The sequence below is a fragment of the Roseofilum sp. genome (assembly GCF_982964205.1).
In genome coordinates, this window is record NZ_CEZBFX010000230.1 from 1 (window position 1) to 1,374 (window position 1,374).

Genomic DNA, 1,374 nt, shown 5'->3' on the forward strand with positions numbered 1-1,374 from the left:
CGAATATTATCATCATCATATTCAAACTCAACTCTCTCCCCATTCTTCTCAACTTCAACCAACCGATTTCGGTCATCCCAAACATAATTAACCGTCTCATTTCCCTCAGTACGAGAAAGTAAATTGCCATTATCATCATAACCATACTCAACAACAATCTCACCCCCTTCTCGCTCCTCAATTAACCGGTCATTATCATCATAAATATAACGGAGAGCGCCAGCAGAAATCCGATTCCCCACCTCATCATAACGATAAGTAATCGTCTCTCCACCCCATACTGCCGCCTCAATCAACCGATAGAGTTCATCATAGTCATACTCTGTCGTTCCTCGACTGTCAGTGATGCTGGCAATTTGTCCATCTTCAGTGTAACTATACTCGACATTAATATCGTCTTCTAAATCCTTAACGATTAACTGATTATCTTTATCATACTCATACTGATTCGTTTCGCTATTAAAGTCGGTATGACTGGCAATATTCCCCAACTCATCATAAGTTTTACTGGCGCACTCTCCCCCCAGTTAATACTACGGTAAACCTGCGTCCGGCATCGTTATGTTCGTATTTATTAACTCTATTTTTAGCATCATTTACTGCTAGGGGTTGTCTAATGATAGCTATTCTGCTATACTAGAATAGATAAAATATAAAGTAACCAAATACGGGGACAGTATTCAGGTAAAAAACAATGGTACAAGAATTGCTTTCTCAATCGCAAATTGACGCTCGACTCTACCCAGAAAGTGATGGCAAACCAATGGCCGATAATACAGTTCAATTTCGTTTAATTACCACCATTGTGGGAGGATTATCGGCTCTGTTTCAAGAGCGAGACGATGTATTTGTTGTTGGGGATTTGTTGTGGTATCCCAGAAAGGCGGGAACGTTAACGGTAGTCGAACAAAGTTTACCGTTCAGCCAAGCGCCGGATATCATGGTGGTTTTCGGAGTAGAGAACAAAGATAGAGGTTCTTATAAGCAATGGGAAGAAGGAAATATAGTGCCTCAAGTGGCGATGGAGATCATATCGCCGAGTAATAGTAAAGGAGAAATGGAGGATAAGTTTGAGTTTTACGATTACTATGGCGTGGAAGAATATTATGTCTATAATCCGCAACGGAATCAACTGCAAGGATGGTTGAGACGTGGGGGTTTCTTAACAGAAATTCCTCAAATGGAGGGTTGGACAAGTCCTTTATTGGGAGTGAGTTTTAGTACCTTGTCGCCAGAGTTGCAGGTGTTCGCGCCGACTGGGGAGGTGTTCGGAACTTATGGGGAGGTGGTGGTTGAGCGCGATCTCCAACGACAGGAAACCGAACGCCAACGAGAAAGAGCAGATGGTGCGGAATTGGAGCGCGATCGCCAACG

Annotated in this window: 2 protein-coding genes; one reads left to right on the forward strand and one right to left on the reverse strand. The window is 42.8% G+C overall.

The window, feature by feature from the left end:
- Window positions 1–491 (reverse strand): RHS repeat domain-containing protein (locus AC3A14_RS24665; RefSeq protein ID WP_487779248.1); only part of this gene is annotated, 491 nt, incomplete at its 3' end.
- Between the two features lie 203 nt (window positions 492–694).
- Here AC3A14_RS24665 and AC3A14_RS24670 point away from each other — a divergent pair.
- Window positions 695–1,374, forward strand: a 680-nt coding sequence (locus AC3A14_RS24670) for a Uma2 family endonuclease (RefSeq protein WP_487779249.1), incomplete at its 3' end; no start/stop codon positions are given.